Source organism: Streptomyces buecherae (assembly GCF_014295035.1).
Classification (GTDB): Bacteria; Actinomycetota; Actinomycetes; order Streptomycetales; family Streptomycetaceae; genus Streptomyces; species Streptomyces youssoufiensis.
Genome location: NZ_CP060404.1, coordinates 2,188,550 through 2,210,186, shown reverse-complemented (window position 1 = coordinate 2,210,186; position 21,637 = coordinate 2,188,550). Strand labels below are relative to the sequence as shown.

14 protein-coding genes are annotated in these 21,637 nt (G+C 73.1%); 10 read left to right on the top strand and 4 right to left on the bottom strand.

Annotated features, from left to right (window positions below):
* Nucleotides 1-79: 79 nt before the first annotated feature.
* The 5 genes from mutM (at nucleotide 80) to H7H31_RS08015 (ending at nucleotide 8,042) form a co-directional block, all read left to right on the top strand.
* The gene (mutM, locus tag H7H31_RS08035) at nucleotides 80-1,168 is read left to right on the top strand and encodes a bifunctional DNA-formamidopyrimidine glycosylase/DNA-(apurinic or apyrimidinic site) lyase (protein WP_187063301.1); all 1,089 of its coding nucleotides are present in this window, start codon (nucleotides 80-82) and stop codon (nucleotides 1,166-1,168) included.
* Between the two features lie 356 nt (nucleotides 1,169-1,524).
* Nucleotides 1,525-1,806: an acylphosphatase gene (locus tag H7H31_RS08030; RefSeq protein ID WP_187063300.1), complete on the top strand. Its 282-nt coding sequence runs from the start codon at nucleotides 1,525-1,527 to the stop codon at nucleotides 1,804-1,806.
* Nucleotides 1,807-2,166: 360 nt separating this feature from the next.
* Nucleotides 2,167-2,373 carry a hypothetical protein gene (locus H7H31_RS08025; protein WP_176164342.1) on the top strand — a complete coding sequence of 69 codons (207 nt, stop codon included), beginning with the start codon at nucleotides 2,167-2,169 and terminating at the stop codon, nucleotides 2,371-2,373.
* Between the two features lie 241 nt (nucleotides 2,374-2,614).
* On the top strand, nucleotides 2,615-6,385 hold the full coding sequence (locus H7H31_RS08020) for an AAA family ATPase (protein WP_187117847.1): 3,771 nt from the start codon (nucleotides 2,615-2,617) through the stop codon (nucleotides 6,383-6,385).
* A 229-nt stretch (nucleotides 6,386-6,614) separates the two neighbouring features.
* On the top strand, nucleotides 6,615-8,042 hold the full coding sequence (locus tag H7H31_RS08015; RefSeq protein WP_187063298.1) for a sugar porter family MFS transporter: 1,428 nt from the start codon (nucleotides 6,615-6,617) through the stop codon (nucleotides 8,040-8,042).
* A gap of 69 nt (nucleotides 8,043-8,111) precedes the next feature.
* On the opposite strand, the gene H7H31_RS08010 is transcribed toward H7H31_RS08015, so the two are convergent.
* On the bottom strand, nucleotides 8,112-9,143 hold the full coding sequence (locus H7H31_RS08010) for an LLM class flavin-dependent oxidoreductase (protein WP_187063297.1): 1,032 nt from the start codon (nucleotides 9,141-9,143) through the stop codon (nucleotides 8,112-8,114).
* 82 nt (nucleotides 9,144-9,225) lie between these two features.
* Nucleotides 9,226-10,740 carry a purine-cytosine permease family protein gene (locus tag H7H31_RS08005; RefSeq protein ID WP_187063296.1) on the bottom strand — a complete coding sequence of 505 codons (1,515 nt, stop codon included), beginning with the start codon at nucleotides 10,738-10,740 and terminating at the stop codon, nucleotides 9,226-9,228.
* Between the two features lie 189 nt (nucleotides 10,741-10,929).
* Between H7H31_RS08005 and ftsY the strand changes: the two genes are divergently transcribed.
* Nucleotides 10,930-12,144, top strand: a complete 1,215-nt coding sequence (gene ftsY, locus H7H31_RS08000) for a signal recognition particle-docking protein FtsY (RefSeq protein ID WP_187063295.1) — start codon at nucleotides 10,930-10,932, stop codon at nucleotides 12,142-12,144.
* Between the two features lie 641 nt (nucleotides 12,145-12,785).
* On the opposite strand, the gene H7H31_RS07995 is transcribed toward ftsY, so the two are convergent.
* Nucleotides 12,786-13,454, bottom strand: coding sequence for a bifunctional DNA primase/polymerase (locus H7H31_RS07995; RefSeq protein WP_187063294.1), 669 nt, complete (start codon nucleotides 13,452-13,454; stop codon nucleotides 12,786-12,788).
* 569 nt (nucleotides 13,455-14,023) lie between these two features.
* On the opposite strand from H7H31_RS07995, the gene nsdA reads away from it, so the two are divergent.
* The 3 genes from nsdA to H7H31_RS07980 all read left to right on the top strand — a co-directional run bounded on the left by nsdA (nucleotide 14,024) and on the right by H7H31_RS07980 (nucleotide 17,830).
* On the top strand, nucleotides 14,024-15,523 hold the full coding sequence (nsdA, locus tag H7H31_RS07990; RefSeq protein WP_187063293.1) for a transcriptional repressor NsdA: 1,500 nt from the start codon (nucleotides 14,024-14,026) through the stop codon (nucleotides 15,521-15,523).
* A gap of 667 nt (nucleotides 15,524-16,190) precedes the next feature.
* Nucleotides 16,191-17,495 carry an ammonium transporter gene (locus tag H7H31_RS07985; protein WP_187060990.1) on the top strand — a complete coding sequence of 435 codons (1,305 nt, stop codon included), beginning with the start codon at nucleotides 16,191-16,193 and terminating at the stop codon, nucleotides 17,493-17,495.
* Nucleotides 17,492-17,830: a P-II family nitrogen regulator gene (locus tag H7H31_RS07980; protein ID WP_187060989.1), complete on the top strand. Its 339-nt coding sequence runs from the start codon at nucleotides 17,492-17,494 to the stop codon at nucleotides 17,828-17,830. The genes H7H31_RS07985 and H7H31_RS07980 overlap by 4 nt, the downstream gene beginning before the upstream one ends.
* A gap of 96 nt (nucleotides 17,831-17,926) precedes the next feature.
* Here H7H31_RS07980 and H7H31_RS07975 read toward each other — a convergent pair whose 3' ends face one another.
* A complete protein-coding gene (locus H7H31_RS07975) occupies nucleotides 17,927-18,247 on the bottom strand; it encodes a hypothetical protein (protein WP_187060988.1) in 321 nt (106 codons plus the stop codon).
* A 189-nt stretch (nucleotides 18,248-18,436) separates the two neighbouring features.
* On the opposite strand from H7H31_RS07975, the gene H7H31_RS07970 reads away from it, so the two are divergent.
* Nucleotides 18,437-21,544, top strand: coding sequence for a [protein-PII] uridylyltransferase (locus tag H7H31_RS07970; protein ID WP_197995953.1), 3,108 nt, complete (start codon nucleotides 18,437-18,439; stop codon nucleotides 21,542-21,544).
* Nucleotides 21,545-21,637: the final 93 nt, after the last annotated feature.

Here is a 21,637-nt window from a genome sequence, read left to right as displayed (position 1 = left end):
CACGCGCCCCCGTGCCGCGTGGCACGGCCCGACCATTCCCCGACCCGTGTGACGGGTCCCGACCTCCGCGGAGGAACACGTGCCGGAACTGCCCGAGGTCGAGGTCGTCCGCCGCGGCCTGGAGCGCTGGGTCACCGGGCGCGTCATCGCCGAGGTGCAGGTCCTGCATCCCCGCGCGATCCGCCGCCACCTGGCGGGCCCGGCCGACTTCGCCGACCAACTGATCGGGCACCGCTTCGCCGCGGCCTGCCGGCGCGGCAAGTACCTCTGGTTGCCGTTGGACGCGATGGGCGCCGACGCCACGGCACCCACGGAGCACCCCGTACGGGCTAACACGGGACTCGCCGTCGGGGCGACGGGGCACGGGGCGACGGGAGGCGGCGCGCTGCCGACGGAGCACGGGGCACGGGGCACGGGGCACGGAGCGACGGGTCCTGCGGACGGAGCCGTCAACGGTGCGACGGGGGGCGAGGCCACGGGGCGGTCTGTCCTCGGCCACCTCGGCATGAGCGGCCAACTGCTCGTCCAGCCGGAAACCGCCGCGGACGAGAAGCATCTGCGCATCCGCGTCCGGTTCGCCGACGCGGCGGGGACCGAACTGCGCTTCGTCGACCAGCGGACCTTCGGTGGCCTCTCCCTGCACGACCAGTTGCCCGGGGCTCCGGACGGGCTGCCGGACGTCATCGGCCACATCGCCCGCGACCCACTGGACCCGGCCTTCGACGAGGCGGCGTTCTACGCGGCCCTGCGCCGGCGCCGCAGCACCATCAAGCGGGCGCTCCTGGACCAGTCGCTGATCAGCGGCGTGGGCAACATCTACGCGGACGAGGCGCTGTGGCGCGCCCGGCTGCACTTCGACCGCCCCACGGCGAGCCTCACCCGCCCCCGTGCCATCGAACTGCTCGGCCACGTCCGCGACGTCATGCGGGCGGCTCTGGCCGTGGGCGGCACGAGCTTCGACAGCCTGTACGTGAACGTCAACGGCGAGTCCGGCTACTTCGAGCGCTCGCTGGACGCGTACGGGCGCGAGGACGAGCCGTGCCGTCGCTGCGGCGCGCCGATGCGCCGCAGCCCGTGGATGAACCGTTCCAGCTACTTCTGCCCGCGCTGCCAGCGCCCGCCCCGCGCCGTGGCACCCCGAACGGCAGGCAGCGGCCCGACCGTCTAGCGCACCGTGGCCACCCGCCCCCGCCCCGGCCGTGTTCGTTCCCGATCCCACCTCGCACGCTGCGGCTGCGGAGCGGCGGGGCGCCGCGCCGTAGCGGCAGGCGGTGCCCCCGGCGTGCTCCGCGAGCGCGGTTCCCGCATCGGCCCGCGCAGCTGAGGACACCGGGGACGGGTACGGGGCCGCGACCGCTGCCCCGTGGGCGCACTCGCGGTGGTGCCGCGCCGTACGGGGGGCGCGGGGGCCGCTCGTACGGTGCCGTGCTCCCGGTGGGCCGGCCGGTGCGGTGCCCGCGGCCCGTGGGGGCCATCGGGGAGGCCCGGGTGAGGGCGGCGGGGTGGGGCGGCTAGCGTGCCCGTATGAACGAGAACGCGCGCCTCACCGCCTGGGTGCGGGGCCGGGTGCAGGGTGTGGGGTTCCGCTGGTTCACGCGGGCCAGCGCCCTGCGCATCGGCACGCTGGTCGGCTTCGCCTCGAACCTGGACGACGGCCGGGTCCAGGTGGTCGCCGAAGGGCCGAGGGCCGGCTGCGAGGAGCTGTTGGAGTGGCTCCGCACAGGCGACACGCCCGGGCGGGTCGACGGAGTGACTGAGATTTGGGACACCCCGCGAGGCGGTTACGAGACTTTCGAAATTCGCTGACGGGAGCGTCAGCGCGGGGCTATGCCCCGCGTGCCCCGGGATGTGCGCCGGGGAGAAACGGCCTGGTGGTTGCCAATACGGCGCGTCCGTGGAAGGCTGCGGAGCTAAGGATGATCTCCACGCCCCGATGGGTCGCGAGACGAAGCCGCGCCGCACCGTCTACTGCCGCGCCCGCTCGCCTGCCCTGTCGATACGGGGCGTGATCGTGTTGACCGTCAAACCTTTTGGTGAGACGCTGGAAACCCCGCGCACCTTAACTGTTTGGCATTGAAGTCGGTAGTGATGGCAGACATCGCGGGTGCGAATCCCTCACGACCCACACCGCTCCGGTCGGTCACTCATTGTGGAGGACCATCCATCATGGCAAAGGCGCTTCTCGGTTACGTCGGCGGCTCCGACCCCCGAGTCCTCGCCGAGATGCGACGGCTTCAGCAGCGCGTACAGGATCTGGAATCCGAGCTCATTCGGATGCAGGCCGAGAATGACGCGCTGTCCGCCGCCGCTCAGCACAGCGACTCGCTGCTCGACAGCATCGACGTATCCCAGGCGGAGCCTGCGCTTGCCTGACCCGTGGTTCCTCAGGGGACCTGTCGGGCAAGCATCGCCACCCGCTTGAGAATCTGCAAGGGACGCTTCGGCGTCCCTTCGTCGTTTCGCTCCGTTGTTTCTCGTCCAGTCATTCGAGTTTTCCCTACCGTCTGATGTGCCCTTCACCTTCGCCGGCGAAACCGAAAAAGCCGCCGCGGCGCGCCTGGGCGCGCGCTGCGGACGGCTGCCCCACGGCTCGTGAGCGGTAAAGTCCGACGGCGTGCACCTCAAGAGCCTGACCCTGCGAGGTTTCAAGTCCTTCGCTTCCGCCACGACGCTGCGCTTCGAGCCCGGCATCACCTGCGTCGTGGGTCCCAACGGGTCCGGTAAGTCCAACGTCGTCGATGCCCTGTCGTGGGTCATGGGCGAGCAGGGCGCCAAGTCGCTGCGCGGCGGCAAGATGGAGGACGTCATCTTCGCCGGCACCACCGGCCGCCCGCCGCTCGGCCGCGCCGAGGTCTCCCTCACCATCGACAACGCCGACGGCGCGCTGCCCATCGACTACGCCGAGGTCACCATCACGCGGATCATGTTCCGCAACGGCGGCAGCGAGTACCAGATCAACGGCGACACCTGCCGGCTGCTCGACATCCAGGAGCTGCTCTCCGACTCCGGCATCGGCCGTGAGATGCACGTGATCGTCGGCCAGGGCCAGCTCGACTCCGTACTGCACGCCGACCCGATGGGGCGCAGGGCGTTCATCGAGGAGGCGGCCGGCGTCCTCAAGCACCGCAAGCGCAAGGAGAAGGCGGTCAGGAAGCTGGACGCGATGCAGGCCAACCTGGCCCGCGTACAGGACCTGACCGACGAGTTGCGCCGGCAGCTCAAGCCACTGGGGCGGCAGGCGGCCGTCGCGCGGCGGGCCGCCGTCATCCAGGCCGACCTGCGGGACGCGCGGCTGCGCCTGCTCGCCGACGACCTGGTGACGCTGCGCGAGGCGCTGCGGGCCGAGGTGGCGGACGAGGCGGCGCTCAAGGAGCGCAAGGAGGCCGCGGAGGCCGCGTTGCGCACCGCGCAGCGGCGCGAGGCCGCGCTGGAGGAGCAGGTACGGGGGCTCTCGCCGCGCCTGGTGCGGGCCCAGCAGACCTGGCACGAGCTGTCGCAGCTCGCCGAGCGGGTGCGGGGCACCATCGGACTCGCCGACGCGCGGGTCAAGAGCGCTACATCGGCCCCGGTGGACGAGCGACGGGGCCGCGACCCGGAGGAGATGGAGCGCGAGGCCCAGCGCATCCGGGAGCAGGAGGCCGAGCTGGAAGCCGCCCTGGAGGCGGTCAGCCGCGCCCTGGACGACACGGTGGCCCACCGCGCGGAACTGGAGCGCGAGCTCGCCCAGGAGGAGCGCAGGCTCAGGGACGCGGCCCGCGCGTACGCCGACCGTCGCGAGGGGCTGGCCAGGCTGCACGGCCAGGTGAACGCGGCCCGCAGCCGCGCCTCGTCGGCGCAGGCCGAGATCGACCGGCTGACCCGCTCCCGGGACGAGGCACGCGAGCGGGCGGTGGCCGCGCAGGAGGAGTACGAGCAGCTCCAGGCCGAGGTCGACGGGCTCGACGAGGGCGACGCGGAGCTGGCCGACCGACACGAGGAGGCCAAGCGGGCCCTGGCCGACGCGGAAGCCGGGCTCAGCGCGGCCCGTGAGGCGGCGACGGCGGCCGAGCGCAAGCGCGCGGCGACGGCGGCGCGGCACGAGGCGCTGGCCCTGGGGCTGCGCCGCAAGGACGGCACGGGAGCGCTCCTCGGCGCGGGCGACCAGCTCGGCGGGCTGCTCGGCCCCGTCGCGGAGCTGCTCACCGTCGCCCCCGGCTACGAGGTACCGCTCGCCGCGGCCCTGGGCGCCGCGGCAGACGCCGTCGCCGTCACCGACCCCGCCACGGCGGCCAACGCCCTGCGGCTGCTGCGCAAGCAGGACGCGGGGCGGGCGGCGCTGTTGTTGGGCGCCGGCACGGGCGCCCCGGAGCGCGCGGCAAGCGCCCCGGAGCGTACGGAAGGGAGCGCGGACGCGCCCCGGGGCGCCGGCGCGGTCGCGGACGGCCCCGCGGTCGGCGCGGAGGTTGGGGCTGCCGCTGGAGAGGTCAGCGGGACCGTCGGAGCCAACGGGGCAGGCCGGGGCCCCGGGGGCGCCGAGGCGGGCGGCGGCGCCGGGGGAGCGGACGGCGAGGGGCTGGGCGGGCTGGGCACGCCGCTGGGGGCCGCGGATCTGGTGCACGGGCCGGCCGAACTGCTTCCCGCGGTGCGCCGGCTGCTGCGCGACGTGGTCGTCGTCACCGCCCTGGAGGACGCCGAGGACCTGGTGGCCTCGCGGCCCGAGGTGATGGCGGTGACCGCCGAAGGAGACCTGTTGGGCGGGCACTTCGCCCAGGGAGGGTCGGCCGGCGCGCCCAGCCTCCTTGAGGTGCAGGCCCAGGTGGACGAGGCGGCGGCGCAGCTCACGGAGCTGGCCCTGCAGTGCGATGAGCTCGCCGACGCCCAGCGGGCCGCGCAGCAGCGGCGTACCGAGGCGGCGGCGCTGGTGGAGGAGTTGGCCAACCGGCGCAGCGCCGCCGACCGGGAGAAGTCGCGTGTCGCGCAGTCGCTGGGCCGGCTCGGCGGCCAGGCACGGGGCGCCGCGGGCGAGGCGGAGCGTATGACGGCCGCCGCCGCCAAGGCCGAGGAGGCGCTCGTCCGGGCGACCGAGGAGGTGGCGGAGCTGGCCGAGCGGTTGCGCGTGGCGGAGGAGGAGTCGCCGTTCGGCGAGGACGGGGCGGACGAGCCCGACACCGCCGTACGCGACCGGCTCGCCGCCGACGGGGCCAACGCCCGGCAGACGGAGATGGAGGCCAGGCTCCAGGTCCGTACGCACGAGGAGCGGGTCAAGGGGCTGGCCGGCCGGGCGGACGCGCTGGATCGCGGGGCACGGGCGGAGCGGGAGGCGCGGGCGCGAGCCGAACAGCGCCGCGCCCGGCTGCGGCACGAGGCGGCCGTCGGCGCCGCGGTGGCCGCCGGCGCGCGGCAACTGCTGGCGCACGTCGAGGTCTCTTTGCGGCGCGCCGATCAGGAGCGGCGGTCGGCCGAGACGGCGAAGACGGAGCGCGAGGCCGAGTTGGTCGCGGAGCGGGAACGGGGCCGCGGCCTGGCCGCCGAACTGGACAAGCTCACGCACTCGGTGCACAAGGGCGAGGTCCTCGGCGCGGAGAAGCGGCTACGGATCGAGCAGTTGGAAACGAAGGCGCTGGAGGAACTCGGCGTGGAGCCGGCCGGCCTCGTCGCCGAGTACGGCCCTGACCAGTTGGTGCCCCCGTCGCCGCCCGCCGAGGGCGAGGAACTGCCGCGGGACCCGGAGCACCCGCGCAACCAGCCGGTGCCCTTCGTACGGGCCCAGCAGGAGAAGCGGCTGCGGGCCGCCGAGCGCGCGTACCAGCAGTTGGGCAAGGTGAACCCGCTGGCGCTCGAGGAGTACGCCGCGCTGGAGGAGCGGCACAAGTTCCTGACGGAGCAGCTTGAGGACCTGAAGAAGACCCGGGCCGACCTGCTTCAGGTGATCAAGGACGTGGACGAGCGCGTCGAGCAGGTGTTCACGGAGGCGTTCCGGGACACGGCGCGCGAGTTCGAGGGCGTCTTCTCGCGCCTCTTCCCGGGCGGTGAGGGGCGGTTGATCCTCACCGACCCCGAGAACATGCTGACCACCGGCCTGGACGTGGAGGCCCGGCCGCCGGGCAAGAAGGTCAAGCGGCTGTCGCTGCTCTCCGGTGGCGAGCGCTCGCTGACCGCCGTGGCCCTGCTGGTGTCGATCTTCAAGGCGCGCCCGAGCCCGTTCTACGTGATGGACGAGGTCGAGGCGGCGCTGGACGACACCAACCTGCAGCGCCTGATCCGGATCATGGAGGAGCTGCAGGAGAGCTCGCAGCTCATCGTGATCACGCACCAGAAGCGCACGATGGAGGTCGCCGACGCGCTGTACGGCGTGTCCATGCAGGGCGACGGGGTGTCGAAGGTCATCAGCCAGCGGCTGCGCTGACTGGCCCCCGCAGCCCGCGCGGACCGCGCGCATGGAGGTCAACACTTGAAGCTTTCGCCGGGCGTGGGGTGGAACTCATCGTGATGCGGGGGTATTGACTTCGAAACTTGAAGGCATAGTCTCTGCAACGTTGCTTTTGCCTTCAAGTGGTGGCTCGCGTTGGGCCGTGTCCCACTAGGAGTGCCAGCCCCCCACGCCCGGCAGTGCGGCCGGGCCTCAGGAGTACACGTTGACCAGCACCGCGCAGCCGCCGGCGCCGGAAGGCCGTAAGGCCATGCCCGAGCACCTCGGCCACGTCATCTTCATCACCGCGGCAGCCGCCATGGGCGGCTTCCTCTTCGGCTACGACAGCTCGGTCATCAACGGTGCGGTCGAAGCGATCCGCGGCCGGTTCGACATCGGCTCGGAAGCCCTGGCGCAGGTGATCGCGGCGGCCCTCATCGGCTGCGCCATCGGCGCGACGACGGCCGGCCGCATCGCCGACCGGATCGGCCGCATCCGCTGCATGCAGATCGCCGCCGTACTGTTCACGATCAGCGCGATCGGCTCCGCCGTGCCGTTCGCGCTGTGGGACCTGGCCATGTGGCGCGTCCTGGGCGGCGTCGCCATCGGCATGGCCTCGGTGATCGGCCCCGCCTACATCGCCGAGGTCTCACCGCCCGCCTACCGGGGCCGGTTGGCCTCCTTCCAGCAGGCGGCGATCGTCGTCGGCATCGCCGTCTCGCAGCTCGTCAACTGGGGCATCCTCCACCTCGCGGGCGGCGACCAGCGCGGCACCGTCGCGGGCCTTGAGGCATGGCAGTGGATGCTCGGCGTCATGGTCGTGCCCGCCGTGCTCTACGGCCTGCTCTCGCTGGTCATCCCCGAATCGCCCCGGTTCCTGATCTCCGTGGGCCGGTACGACCAGGCCCGTGCGGTGCTCGCCGAGGTCGAGGGCAAGGACGTCGACATCGACCTGCGCATCGACGAGATCCAGGAGGCCATGCGCCGCGAGCACCGGTCCACCTTCCGGGACCTGCTGGGCGGCCGGGCCGGACTGCTGCCGATCGTGTGGATCGGCATCGGCCTCTCGGTCTTCCAGCAGCTCGTCGGCATCAACGTGATCTTCTACTACTCGTCGTCGCTGTGGCAGTCCGTGGGCATCGACCCGAGCAGCTCGTTCTTCTACAGCTTCACCACGTCGATCATCAACATCATCGGCACCGTCATCGCGATGAGCCTCGTCGACCGGATCGGCCGCAAGCCGCTGGCGCTCATCGGATCGGCCGGCATGGCCGTCTCCCTCGCCGTCGCCGCCTGGGCGTTCTCGGCCAAGACCGGTACCGGCGAGGACATCAGGATGCCCGACACCCAGGGCACCGTCGCGCTCGTCGCCGCGCACTCCTTCGTGCTCTTCTTCGCCCTGTCCTGGGGCGTGGTGGTCTGGGTGCTGCTCGGCGAGATGTTCCCCAACCGGATTCGCGCCGCGGCGCTCGGCGTCGCCGCCTCCGCCCAGTGGGTGGCCAACTGGGCGATCACCGTCAGCTTCCCGACGCTGTCGGACTGGAACCTCTCCGGCGCCTACGTGATGTACACGATCTTCGCCGTGCTCTCGATCCCGTTCATCCTCAAATGGGTGCCGGAGACCAAGGGCAAGTCGCTGGAGGAGATGGGCTGACCGCCCCGTGGCCCCGGCGCCGCGGGCGACAGCCCCGGCGCGCGGGCCGAAGCCGCCGCCCCGGCACCGTCACGGAGCCGGGGCGGCGCCGATCTTGGGCAGAACGGCGCTCGCGAACAGGTGCAGGGAACTCCACCCCTCCTCCACCGGGATGCCGCCACACAGCGGATGCAGGACCAGCCGCCCGCCGTCGCCGAGGCCCCCCGCCAGTTCCACGCACTCGTCCGGCGTCACGACCCGGTAGCGCCCCTGCCGGCGTAGCGCGTCCACGTCGCTCACCGGAGGATGCGCCCCGGAGCGCGCGGGGGGCGCCTGCCACGAGGCGTGCACCCGCGCCTCGTGCAACAGGTGCTGTCCGTACGTCGCCCAGGTACGGTCCGGGTCCTCGGATAGGTGCAGCACCGGCGTACGGGGCGCCGGCATCACGCAGCGCCCCGCCGTGCCGTACTCCGCGCACCGCGCCCGGTAGTACGCCGCCAGCCGCGGCAGGTGCGCGTTCAGGAACATCGGCAGCCCGAGCCGCGCCGCGCGCCGCGCCGCCGGCCGGGAGCCGCCCCCGACGTACAGCGGCGGATGCGGCTGCGTGTACGGGCGCGGGGTGACCCGAACGGTGCGGCCCCGGTAGCCGAACGGCTCGCCCGTCCAGGCCGCGAGCAGCGTCTCCAGCGCCTCGTCCTGGAGCTTGCCGCGCCAGCGCCAGTCCTTGCCGTGCGCCCCGTACTCCGCGCGCCGCGAACCGAGCCCCGCGACCGTGACCAGCCTGCCGCCGCTCAGCAGGTCGAGCACGGCGATGTCCTCGGCGAGCCGCAGCGGGTCGTACAACGGGGCCAGCAGCGCGGCGACGGTGACCGAGATCTGCCGGGTGGCGCCGAAGACGGTGCCGGCGAAGGTGAGCGGGGAGGGCAGCCACCCGTTGACCGCGCCGTGGTGCTCCTCGGTCTGGATGGTGCCGATGCCGCGGTCGTCGGCGAAGGCGGCCATGTCGATGGCCGCGCGGTAGCGCCGGGAGAGGGACTCGGGGGTGGCCGTCGGGTCCACGAGGTTGAACCGTACGGCTGTGCTGGGCGCCGTCGGCGGGCCGGTGGGCAGGGCAGCGGACATGGGAATCCCCTTCGCCGTGGACGGTCCGAGGACGGCGAAGGGGACGGTAGCCCGGCGGTGCGGCCAGGTGGTAGGGCGCGGATCAGCCGACGGGGTTCAACTTCTGGCCATCGCCCGTGGCCCCGTGGGGGGCGGCGCCGGCGCCCTCGCGGGGGCGCGGAAGCAGCGCGAAGCTCGCCGCGGCGATCAGGATCGTGGCGGCCCATCCCAGGCCGTTACGGCCGATCCAGCTCGTCGCCAGCGGGCCGGTGAACCAGTCGACCTTGGTGAAGCACAATCCGGCCGTCAGGGCCAGCCCCCAGGCGACCATGGCCTGCCAGCAGAAGCCGCCCACGTACCAGTACCGACTGCTGCGACCGGTGTCCATCAGCCCCCGCGCGTCGTAGCGCACCGCCAGCGCGCGGCGGCGAAACATGTCCACCGCGTACACGCCGATCCAGGCCGAGAAGGAGACGGCGAGGAGGGTGAGGAAGGTGATGAACGAGCCGTAGAAGCTCTTGGCGACCAGCATCAGCAACAGGCCGCCGACCAGGCTGATGACCGCGTTGACGGAGACCGCGAGGGCGCGCGGCAGCTTGACGCCCATGGTCTGCGCGGTGAAGCCGGCCGAGTACATCGACAGGCTGTTGATCAGCAGCATCCCGACCAGCGCGGTGATCAGGTACGGCACCGCGAGCCAGGTGGGCAGCACGTCGCCGAGGAAGGACACCGGGTCGGCGGCGGAGGCGAGATCCGGCGTGGCGACGGCCATGACGGCGCCCATGAGGACCATGGGCACGAACACCAGGGCCGCGCCGGAGACCGTGGCGCCGACGATCTTCCGGCCGGACGCCGCGTGCGGCAGGTAGCGCGTGAAGTCCGGCCCCGTCGGCACCCAACTGATGCCGCCCGCCGCGATGGTGCCGATGCCCGCGATCACCATGGCGGTGCTGCCGGTCGGGCGGTCGAAGACGGAGCCCCAGTCGGTGTCGACGACCAGATAGCCGAGGACGAGGACGCTGAAGGCGCCGAAGACGTAGGTCGACCACCGGTTGCACACGTTCAGCACGGCCCGGCCCATGCCGCTCACCAGGAACGTGGTGGCCACGAAGCCGACCAGCGTGACGACGACCAGCAGGTTGTTCTGTCGGACGCCGAACAACAGGTCAAGGATGGTCAGCAGGGCGTACGCGCCCGTAACGGCGTTGATCGTCTCCCAGCCGAAGCGGGCCACCCACAGCACGGCGCCGGGGAAGTAGTTGCCCCGAACGCCGAACGTCGCGCGCGAGAGCATGGCGCCCGGAGCGCCACCCCACTTGCCCGACACCGACAACACGCCCACCATCCCGAAAGAGACGGTGGCGGCGCACCCGGCTACCAGCAGCACCTGCCAGAGGCTGAGCCGGTTGAAGACCACCAGCCCGGCGCCCATCGTGAGCAACAGCACGCTGATGTTGGCGGCCACCCAGGTGGGGAACAGCTCGCGCACCCGGCCGTGGCGCTCGTGGGCGGGGACGGGTTCGATGCCGCGGGTCTCGACGGCCCTCGCGGCCGTGGTCGTGGCGGAGTCGGCCGTCGTGGCGTGGGGGGTGGTGAACGCGGTGGACGTCTGGTCCATGGCTGGGGGCTCCGTGCGTGCAAGCGGCGGCGGTGACGGGCCGCCGGAAGGGACGCGGGGGACTCTACGCGCGTTGCATCGTCCCATACCATCGTACTTTGCTCCAACTTTGAGACCTAAGTGGCTTTGGTCCTCGCCACCAACTGATGGCGCCGTGATTCAGGACGCGTGGCCGATACTGGGGTCGTTATGGAAATCGTCATCCTTGCTGTAGTCATCGCTGTGGTCGCGCTCGTCGCGATCAGCGGGCTCGTCGTCAGCAGCCGCAAGAAGAAGCGGCTGCCCCCGGCCCCGCCGAGCAGCCCGTCCGTCACCGCGCCGCCCGCCGAGCCACACGTCGGCGAGGAAGCCGAGACCCCACGCGAAGAGCCCCGTCGCACCATCGAGGAGGTGGACCTGCCGGGGGCCACCGCGACGGAGCCCGAAGCGCCGGCGGCGCCACCCGCACCCGAGATCGAGGTACCGGAGCCCAGCGCGGGCCGTCTGGTACGCCTGCGAGCCCGCCTCTCGCGCTCGCAGAACAGCCTCGGCAAGGGGCTGCTGACCCTGCTCTCCCGCGAACACCTCGACGAGGACACGTGGGAGGAGATCGAGGACACCCTGCTGACCGCGGACGTCGGCGTGGCGCCCACCCAGGAACTGGTGGAGCGACTGCGCGAGCGCGTCAAGGTGCTCGGCACCCGCACCCCCGACGAACTGCGCGCCCTGCTCCGTACCGAGCTGCTACAGCTCGTGGGCACCGACAGCGACCGCACCGTGCACACCGAGAGCGGCGTGACCGCCGACGGTCAGGAGAAGCCCGGCGTGGTGCTCGTCGTCGGCGTGAACGGCACCGGCAAGACCACCACCACCGGCAAGCTCGCCCGGGTGCTCGTCGCCGACGGCAGGTCCGTGGTGCTCGGTGCCGCCGACACCTTCCGCGCCGCCGCCGCCGACCAGCTCCAGACCTGGGGCGAACGGGTCGGCGCCCGCACCGTGCGCGGCCCGGAGGGCGGCGACCCCGCGTCCGTCGCCTTCGACGCGGTGAAGGAGGGCGTGGCCGAAGGCGCCGACGTCGTGCTCATCGACACCGCCGGCCGGCTGCACACCAAGACCGGCCTGATGGACGAGCTGGGCAAGGTCAAGCGCGTGGTGGAGAAGCACGGCGCGGTCGACGAGGTGCTCCTCGTCCTCGACGCCACCACCGGCCAGAACGGGCTCATCCAGGCCCGGGTGTTCGCGGAGGTCGTGGACATCACCGGCATCGTGCTGACCAAGCTCGACGGCACGGCCAAGGGCGGCATCGTCGTCGCGGTGCAGCGCGAACTCGGCGTCCCGGTCAAGCTCGTGGGCCTGGGCGAGGGCGCGGACGACCTGGCCCCCTTCGAGCCGGAGGCGTTCGTGGACGCGCTGATCGGCGACTGAGCCCGCGACGAGGAACGCACGACCACGACCGAGGCGACAACCACCCAGGGCCGCCCCGCATCTCGCGGGGCGGCCCTCGCGCGTGGGTGTCGTTTCGCGCCTCGCCGCCCCGTGCTCCGTGCGTCACGCTCTGCCGCCCCGTGCCCCGTGCCCCGTGCCCCGTGCTCCGTCCTCCGTGGGTGGGGCTCCGTGCTCCGGGCCCCGTGCCTGAGGTCCGTGGGAGTGGGGCGCGCATGCCGGGGCCGCCCGCAGGGCTGGCTGCCGGCGCTCCCGGCTGACTCGGCGTCTCGTGGGGGCGCCGCGGGTCGCGGGACGGCGCCGCGTCAGGAGAGGGGTGCGCGGCTGGGTCAGGGGCAGCCGCGCTGGAGCGAGCCGGGGCCAGGAGAACTGTCGTGGGTCAGGCGGGCGTGCGCCACGGAGCGCGCGTGGGAGCGCCCGCCTACTTCGCTGGCGCCCGCCGCGCGCTCCGAGGCGCGTGCCGCGCGCCGATGTTGGGTGAGTGCGGACTGCCCGCTGGTTGAGGAGCGGCGGCGACGAGTCGTACGGAGCCGGGGCACGGGGCCGCAGCGCGGCGGGGCCGTGGCGGGGTGGGGCGGCGCGCCCGGCGCGCGACGCGTCGACGTACGGTGCGGGCCTTCGGCTCAGGTTCCTGAGCGGTGGCAGACGTAGGCCAGGGTGCCGAGGAGCAGGCGCGCATGCGGTGGGCTGTCGGCGGTGTCCAGGGTGGGTGGGCGCAGCCAGCGGACCGGGCCGAGGCCGCCGCGGTCGGATGGCGGGGCCGTGACGTGCTCGCCGTGGCCGAGGCAGCGCAGGCCGAGGTCGGCGTCGTCCCAGCCCATGCGGTAGAGCAGGTGCGGGAGTTCGGCCGCGGCTCCGGGGGCGACGAAGAACTGCGCGTGTCCTTCGGGCGTGACGGCCACTGGGCCGAGCGGTAAGCCCATCCGCTCCAGCCGTACCAGCGCGTGGCGCCCCGCCGCCTCACCCACCTCGAGAACGTCGAAGGCGCGACCGACGGGGAGGAGCATCGCGGCTCCCGGCGTACCCGACCAGATCGCCGCGGCCTCGTCGAGCGTGGAGCCCGCCGGGACCAGTTGCGTTCCGGCCAGTGGATGGGCTCCGGGGGCGGCGCAGTCGATCGCCCCGCACGAGCACTCACGCACCCCGCCGGCACCCCGCACGGCTCGGGCTCCGGGCCTCACGTCCCACCCCCACAGCCCGGTGTACTCCGCCACCATCGTGCTTTCGCTCGTACGGCCGCGGCGCCGTGAGGCCGACCGGATGTCTCGGATGCCGCCGATCGTGAAGCCCATGCTCCCTCCAACGGGTTGCGCTCTTGATGGTTACGAGTTGGAGTTCCGCCGAAACCCTCGGTGGCTGCCGATGGCGAGGCGGCGTGCTGCCGCGTACTGGGTGGTGTGTTGTCAAACGCACGCCCTGTGGCGCACCACTGCGCCTTGTGAGGGCGACCTGTGACAAGTGAATCGTGGTGGGCGACAGGGGAGTTCATTCGAAGGGGTGGCGAATGGTGGCGTTTCCCGGAAGCGCCTCGCTGGAGCAGTGATCGTAGGATTACCGTCGGTACATGCAAGCCGGAACCACGCTTGTCACCTGGTTGAGTCGACCGCATGTCGTGACGCGTCAAGTTCGCTGGTAGGCGGCCGTGTTGGCGGAAGCCGCGCGGTCACGCGACCGGCTCGACCGTGATCATGCCCGCCCCTTACGCCGCCCCCTGCGCCGATGGCTCGGAGCGGAGTGTGATACGGAGGGCGCTGAGCGAAGGCGAACGCCGAGGGCTGGCGCGGATGGCGAAGGCCCGGCGACGATGGTGCGGTCGCGGCTGAGCGAACGATGACGTGACTCTCGAAGTGGGGGCGTTCCAGTGGGCGGCAACTGCGGAAGCGCTGAGAAGCGACCCAACGAGCAACTGGGCTCGTGGTTTCTCCGCAGTGGCTGGTCAAAGGGCGAACTCGCCCGACAGGTGAACCGCAGGGCGCGCCACATCGGCGCACACCACATCAGCACCGACACCTCGCGGGTGCGCCGCTGGCTCGACGGCGAGCAACCGCGCGAACCGATCCCGCGCATCCTGTCCGAACTGCTCTCCGAGCGCTTCGGGTGCGTGGTGAGCGTGGAGGACCTGGGGCTGAGGGTGCACCACCAGGCCCCCTCCGTCTCCGGCGTCGACCTGCCCTGGACGGGGCCCCAAACGGTCGCGCTGATCAGCGAGTTCTCGCGCAGCGACCTGATGCTGGCCCGGCGCGGGTTCCTCGGTACGTCGCTCACCCTCGCGGCCGGGCCGGCGCTCGTGGAGCCCATGCAACGGTGGCTGGTGCCCGCCCCCATGGGCGCGACGGGCGCGGTGCCCAGCGGAGGGTCGCGGCCGGACCGGACGCACCGCGTGCGACTGTCGGAGCCGGAGTTGGACATGCTGGAGTCCACCACGCGGATGTTCCGCCAGTGGGACGCCCAGTGCGGCGGCGGACTGCGCCGTAAGGCGGTCGTGGGACAGCTGCACGAGGTCACCGACCTGATGCAGGAGCCGCAGTCGACCCCCATCGCCAGGCGCCTGTTCGGAGCCGCCGCGGAACTCGCGGAGCTGGCGGGCTGGATGAGCTACGACATCGGACTGCAACCCACCGCCCAGAAGTACTTCGTCCTCGCGCTCCACGCCGCCCGGGAGTCCGGCGACCGCGCGCTCGGGGCGTACGTGCTGTCCAGCATGAGCCGTCAGATGATCCACCTGGGGCGCCCGGAGGACGCCCTGGAGCTGATCCATCTCGCGCAGTACGGGGGGCGGGAGTCGGCCACGGCGCGGGTGCAGGCGATGTTGCACTCGCTGGAGGCGCGCGCGTACGCGAACATGGGCCTGCCCAACAAGTGCCACCGCGCTGTGAAGATGGCGGAGGACACCTTCGCCGACTGCGGCCCCGGCGATGCCGACCCGGACTGGATTCGCTTCTTCTCCGAGGCCGAGCTGTACGCGGAGAACGCGCACTCCTACCGCGACCTCGCGTACGTCGCCGGTCGCAGCCCCACGTACGCGCACCTGGCGCAGCCCCTGATGCTCAGGGCCGTCGAACTGTTCGGCCGGGAAGTCAGCCAGGGCACCCCCGGCTACCAGCGCTCCTACGCGCTCAACCTGATCGGCATGGCCACCGTCCACCTGCTCCAGCGCGAGCCGGAGCAGTGCACCGTGCTCGCCGACCGCGCCTTACACGCGGCCCAGAAGGTGCGTTCCGAGCGGGTCAACAACCGCTTGCGCAAGACGGTCGACAACGCTGTACGGGAGTACGGACACCTCGCCGAGGTCGCCTGCCTCGCCGACGAACTCACCCGCCTCCTGCCGGACCCGATGGAGGCCGCACAAGCGGCAGTCTGACGCGGTCCGCCCCCGGAATCCGACCGCGGTGGCCCCCTCGCACGACCGACTCGGCTCCCCTATGCCAGTCAGCGAGGTGGCACCGCGGTCGGTCTCATGAGGCACCTTTCGCGAACGGGTGGTTCCCGAGATTCGGGCTGGGCCCATGGCGCGGCCGTACGGGTCCGTGCTGCCCCCACGCGTCGTACCGCTTCGCCACGCACGGGCCGCCCGCGGCACCATCCCGCCGGAGCACGGAGCACGGAGCACGGAGCACGGAGCACGGAGCACGGAGCACGGAGCACGGAGCACGGAGCACGGAGCACGGAGCGGCGGCTTCGTCGCGGCTACGGCGTGCGGTGCGGTGATCCTCGTCGGGGGCACGGGGCACGGGGCACGGGGCACGGGGCACGGGGCACGGGGCACGGGGCACGGGGCACGGGGCACGGGGCACGGGGCACGTGGCACGGGGCACGGGGCACGGGGCGGGCCTGGCCGGCTGACGGCGTCGGCTCCTGGAGTTCATTCGTGCGTAACACCGCCGCGCCCTTCGTCACCCCGGCGAAACACCGTGCGGCCCTGGCCGAAACGGCGCTGCGCCAACCTCGTGGCTACATCGGGCCGCTCAGCCGGTCCCGCTCGAATCCGCCTTGCCCGCAGGGGCAGCCGCGACGAGGAGACGTCGACATTGAACGGCGCAGATACCGCATTCGTCCTGATCAGTGCCGCACTCGTGATGGTGATGACACCCGGCCTCGCCTTCTTCTACGGCGGCATGGTGCGAGTCAAGAGCGCCCTCAACATGCTCATGATGTCGTTCATCTCGCTGGGCATCGTGAGCGTGCTGTGGGTGCTGTACGGCTACTCGCTGGCCTTCGGTGACGACGTGGGGGCGGGGCTGCTCGGCAACCTCGACCACGTCGGCCTCAGGGGCGTGGACGCCAGTACGCTCACGGGCGGCGACGAGGGCATTCCCGTCTTCGCCTTCGCCCTGTTCCAGCTCATGTTCGCGGCGCTGACGCCCGCGTTGATGAGCGGCGCGTTGGCCGATCGGGTGAAGTTCAGCGCCTGGGCCCTGTTCGTCACCCTGTGGGTGAGCCTCGTCTACTTCCCGGTCGCGCACTGGGTGTGGCAGGCGGACGGTTGGCTGTTCCGGCTGGAGGTCATCGACTTCGCCGGCGGCACGGCCGTGCACATCAACGCCGGCATCGGGGCGCTCGCGGCGGTGCTCGTCGTCGGCAAGCGGATCGGGTTCAGGCGGGACCCCATGCGCCCGCACAGCCTGCCCCTGGTCATGCTGGGCGTGGCGCTGTTGTGGTTCGGCTGGTTCGGCTTCAACGCGGGCTCCGCGCTCGCCGCGAACGGCACCGCCGCCACCATGGCCCTGAACACGCAGGCCGCCACCGGCGCCGCGATGCTCGGCTGGCTGGCGTACGAGCGGGCCCGGCACGGTGCGTTCACCACGCTGGGCGCCGCCTCCGGCGCCGTTGCCGGGCTGGTGGCCATCACCCCCGCGGGTGCGCACGTGAACGCGATGGGCGCGCTGCTCATCGGCGTCGTAGCGGGCGCCGTCTGTTCCTGGGCGGTGAGCCTCAAGTACAAGCTGGGCATCGACGACTCGCTCGACGTTGTCGGAGTGCACCTCGCGGGCGGGCTCGTCGGCACGCTCCTGGTCGGGGTGCTGGCCAACGACGGCGTCGGCGGGCTCGGGCAGTTGGGCAAGCAGGCGACGGGCGCGTTCGCCGTGCTCGGGTTCTCCTTCGTCGCCTCGTGGCTGCTGGCCAAGCTGGTGGACGCCCTCCTCGGCTTCCGAGCCGCCGAGGACGACGAAGTCGGCGGCGTCGACCAGGCGTTCCACGCGGAGACGGCCTACGACCTCGGCTCCGTCGGAGCCGTGAGCACCGGCCGCGCCACGGGACCCGCGGGCCCCGACAGAAACCAGCCCGACGTCGCCACGGTGCGGCAGTCGGGGAACGCGAAGGTGGACGCATGAAGCTCATCACGGCCGTCGTCAAGCCACACCGGCTGGACGAGATCAAGGAAGCGCTCCAGGCGTTCGGCGTCCAGGGCCTGACGGTGACGGAGGCCAGCGGGTACGGGCGCCAGCGCGGACACACCGAGGTCTACCGGGGCGCCGAGTACACCGTGGACCTGGTGCCGAAGGTGCGCGTCGAGGTCCTGGTGGGGGACGCGGAGGCGGTCGAGCTGATCGACGTCATCGTGCAGGCCGCCCGTACCGGAAAGATCGGCGACGGCAAGGTGTGGAGCGTCCCCGTGGAGACGGTGGTCCGCGTACGCACCGGCGAACGCGGCCCGGACGCCCTGTAGTCCCCGCGCACACGGGGCGCCGCCCCCGGGGTTGGGGCCTTCGCGAGCGGCGCCAGGCGGACACCAGGCCGCCGCCTCAGCACACAGGCTCGCCAACTACCCGGCAGCGGCCGGCAACTGGCTGCTCGGGGAGTGCCGCCCCGCCTCCCGTCGCACGAAACGGAGCCCGAGTTGACCGACGACATCACGCAACAGGTCACGGGGCGGACGGCGCCAGCCGACTCCGGCCACCACGGCTATGCGGCGGCCCGACTCCACCTCCTCCAGGAGCAGGGCCCGCCAGGCCAGCCGCGCCGAGCGAGGCTGGCCGACCTCACGGACGGCTGGTTGGCCTCCCTGCTCGCTCGGGCCACGCAGGCAGCGGGACTCGGCGAAGGTGGGGCCGGTGACCGCCCTGGGCAGCGGCGGACGGAGCACGGGGCACGGGGCACGGAGCGCGAGGAACGCGGCACGGGGCAGACGGAGACGGGGCCGAACGGGGCGCAGGCGCACGGAGCGTGTACCCCGGGTCGGCCCGGCGCTCCGTACGGGTCGCGGAGCGTCCAGGCGAACGGAGCGTGGGCCCCGGGTCGGTCCGGCGCTCCGTACGGGGCACGGAGCGCCGAGATGAACGGGGCACGGGGCACGGGGCCGTGGGACACGGAGCACGGCGCCTGGAGCACGCGGCGGCCGGGCCCACCGGAGCCCGGGGCCGAGCACCCCCTCGCGCCGGACGAACCGGGCGGCCGTGACCCGCAGTCCCGCGCGCCTTTCGGGGCCGGCGCCGCCCCGGACACGGACGACGACGCGCGAGGAGCGGGACACGAGGCCGGCAGCGCCTCCCGGGGGCACGGAGCGGAACGGCACGACGTCGGCGGGCAGGGAGGCCGGCACGCTACGGAGCACGGAGCGGGAGGCACGGGGCGGACCAGGCCACCCACGGGGCACGGTGCACGGGGCGCGGGGGTCGACATCTCCGTCGCCGAGCAACCCCGACGCCGGGGCCCCGCCGCCACGCCTCCCGAGACCGCCAGAGCCCGTGCGGCCTCGCCTCTGTCCGCACCGCCGTACGGCTGGCCGACGGTGGCCGTGCGCGGCGTGTCGCTCGTCGCGGTCGGAGGCTACGGACGCGGCGAACTCTCCCCGCGCAGCGACCTGGACGTGCTGCTGTTGCACGACGGCTCCGCCGACGCGGCGACCCTCGCCACCCTCGCCGACCAGATCTGGTACCCGATCTGGGACCTGAGCCTCGCCCTCGACCACTCGGTGCGTACGGTCGCTGAGGCGCGCGAGGCGGCAGCGGGCGACCTCAAGGCCCACCTCGGCCTGCTCGACGCACGACACCTCGCGGGCGATGCGGAGCTGACGGCGCGGCTCCGCTCCGCCAGCCTCGCCGACTGGCGCGCCAGCGCGCGGCCACGGCTGCCGGAACTCCATGAGTTGTGCCAGGAGCGGGCGCTGCGCCACGGCGAGCTGCGGTTCCTGCTGGAGCCGAACCTCAAGGAGGCCCGCGGCGGTCTACGCGACGTCACGGCCCTTCGAGCCGTCGCCGCGTCCTGGCTCGCGGACGCGCCCCGCGCAGGACTCGAACGGGCGCACAGCCGACTGCTCGACGTACGAGACGCGCTGCACCTCGTCACCGGTCGGGCCACCGAGCGACTGGCGCTGCAGGACCAGGACGAAGTAGCCGCGCACCTCGGGCTGTTGGACGCCGACACACTCCTGCGTGAGGTGTACGAGGCGGCGCGGACGATCTCGTACGCCGCCGACGCCACCTGGCGCGAGGTCCACCGCGTGCTGCGGTTCGGCAGGCCGCGCCCGGGACGGCGTGGGCCGCTCCGTGGCGCCGGCACGGAGCACGCCGGCACGGAGCACGCCGGGACGGGCCACGCCGGCACGGAACATGCCGGGACGGGGCACGGAGCGACGGGGCACGGAGCGCACACGGCGGGATGGGGAGCCCGCTCGGTCGACGGTGCGCGCACCCCGCTCGCCGAGGGCGTGGTCGAGTACGAGGGCGAAGCCGTACTGGCCCGCGCCGCCCGCCCCGATCGTGACCCCGTGCTGCCCCTACGGGCCGCAGCGGCAGCGGCCCAGGCGGGATTGTGCCTGTCCGTGCACACGGTGCGCCGGCTGGCTGACGCCGCGCCGCTCCCCACGCCGTGGCCCTCAGCGGCGCACGAACAGTTGATCACTCTGCTCGGTGCGGGCGACGCCCTGGTGCCGGTGTGGGAGGCGCTGGAGACCGAGGGGCTGATCAGCCGGTTGCTGCCCGACTGGGAGCGGGTACGGTGCCGCCCGCAACGCAACCCCGTGCACCGTTGGACGGTCGACCGCCACCTGATCGAGACCGCGGCCCGCGCCAGCGCGCTGTGCCGCCGTGTCGGCCGCCCGGACCTGCTCCTGCTCGCAGCGCTCCTGCACGACATCGGCAAGGGCTGGCCCGGCGACCACTCCGTGGCGGGGGAGACCATCGCCCACGACATGGCCACGCGTATCGGCCTCGACGCGCCCGACGCCGCCGTCCTGGCCACCCTCGTACGCCACCATCTGCTGCTCGTCGACACGGCCACTCGCCGCGACCTCGACGACCCCGCCACCGTACGGCTCGTCGCGCGGGCCGTCCGCAGCCCGAGCACCCTGGAACTGCTGCACGCGCTCACGGAGGCCGACGCCCTCGCCACGGGGCCCGCCGCATGGAGCGCCTGGCGGGCGTCGCTGGTGGCCGAGCTGGCCAGGCGCGTCGCCGCCCAACTCAGGGGCGAGTCCCCGGTGGCGCACGCCGCAACCCAGGCGCCCACCGCCGAGCAGGAGCGACTCGCGACCGAAGCGTGGCGTACCGGCGAACCGGCGCTCGTCCTGCACCCCCGTACGGAGCCGTACGCGACGGCCACGGGGCGCCGCGTCGCGACCGGAGCGGGTGTCGCCGCTGCCGGCCCCGTGCCCGTGGCGGAGACGCCGGCCGCGCAGCAGGAGCCCGTGGGCGTCGAACTCCTCATGGCCGCACCCGACCGGCCCGGAACACTGGCCACGGCTGCCGGCGTGCTCGCCCTCCACGGCCTGACGGTGCGCTCCGCCGACCTGCGCACCGTGACGCTCCCCGCCGCCCTTGCCGACAGCCCGCCAGCGTGGGGAGACCGACTGATGGCGGATGGGCGGGGCCCGGCACCCGCGTCCCCTACCAAGGCGACGCCAACGGTGCACCGGCCACCCCCCACGACAACGGCCGCGAACCCGCACCGCCCCGACCGTCACGAGCGCGCCGGAGCGGAAGGCGATGCTGAGCCGGGCGCGAAGCCGCGGTCGCCCGACGTGTTGCTGCTGACCTGGCGCGTCGCCGCCGCCTACGGGGCCCTGCCCCAGGCCACTCGGCTACGTCACGACCTGAGCCGCGCCCTGAACGGCTCGCTGGACGTCGCCGACAGGCTCACGGAGCGCGAGCAGGCGCATCCGCCCCGCCGCGGCGCCCCCGCGCCTCCGCCGCGCGTCACCGTCGCGCCCGGCGGCTCGCAGTACGCCACGGTGCTCGAAGTGCGCGCCCAGGACGCGCCCGGCCTGCTGCACCGCATTGGTCGCGCGCTGGAGGACGCGGGAGTCGTCGTGCGCAGTGCGCACATCAGCACGCTGGGCGCCCACGCAGTGGACGCCTTCTACGTCACCGACCCCGCCGGAACCCCGCTCCCAGAGAAGCGGACCGTGGCGCTGGCGCGAGCGCTCGAACGCGCCTTGTCCTGAGCCCGGCCCGGAAGTGGCGGCCACCCGACGCTCCGGCCGCCCGCGGCACCATCCGGCCGGAGCACGGAGCACGGAGCACGGAGCACGGAGCAC

Bases quoted from the DNA above. Each gene is read 5' to 3' on its own strand.
- H7H31_RS08030 (WP_187063300.1), top strand. From the start codon at position 1,525: ATGAACGAGAACGCGCGCCTCACCGCCTGGGTGCGGGGCCGGGTGCAG.
- H7H31_RS08025 (WP_176164342.1), top strand. From the start codon at position 2,167: ATGGCAAAGGCGCTTCTCGGTTACGTCGGCGGCTCCGACCCCCGAGTC.
- H7H31_RS08010 (WP_187063297.1), bottom strand. From the start codon at position 9,143: ATGTCCGCTGCCCTGCCCACCGGCCCGCCGACGGCGCCCAGCACAGCC.
- H7H31_RS08005 (WP_187063296.1), bottom strand. From the start codon at position 10,740: ATGGACCAGACGTCCACCGCGTTCACCACCCCCCACGCCACGACGGCC.
- ftsY (WP_187063295.1), top strand. From the start codon at position 10,930: ATGGAAATCGTCATCCTTGCTGTAGTCATCGCTGTGGTCGCGCTCGTC.
- H7H31_RS07995 (WP_187063294.1), bottom strand. From the start codon at position 13,454: ATGGGCTTCACGATCGGCGGCATCCGAGACATCCGGTCGGCCTCACGG.
- H7H31_RS07980 (WP_187060989.1), top strand. From the start codon at position 17,492: ATGAAGCTCATCACGGCCGTCGTCAAGCCACACCGGCTGGACGAGATC.
- H7H31_RS07970 (WP_197995953.1), top strand. From the start codon at position 18,437: ATGAACGGGGCACGGGGCACGGGGCCGTGGGACACGGAGCACGGCGCC.